The sequence below is a fragment of the Clostridioides sp. ZZV15-6598 genome (genome assembly GCF_020657705.1).
Classification (GTDB): domain Bacteria; phylum Bacillota; class Clostridia; order Peptostreptococcales; family Peptostreptococcaceae; genus Clostridioides; species Clostridioides difficile_F.
Genome location: NZ_JAGWCS010000400.1, coordinates 1 through 206 on the forward strand (window position 1 = coordinate 1; position 206 = coordinate 206).

The 206-nt window shown below is 35.9% G+C and carries 1 pseudogene; it reads left to right on the top strand.

Annotation, left to right across the window (positions count from 1 at the left end):
• Window positions 1-206: pseudogene (locus KGF50_RS22235) on the top strand (recombinase RecT); the annotation flags it as partial.

A 206-nucleotide genomic window follows, 5' to 3' on the forward strand; every position in this document is an offset into this window, starting at 1 on the left:
GCTAGTGAAAAAGCAAAAGGAGCATTAGAAAAGAAAGTTTCAGGAACAAGTACAGTTAAAGTAAGTCCAAGCAAAGGCATGGAACAGCTTATGAATAAAATGGCAAGTCAGATAAAAAAAGCTTTACCAAGTATGGTTTCAAGTGAGAGGTTTCAAAGAGTTGCCCTAACAGCTTTTAGTAACAATCCAAGGTTACAATCATGTGA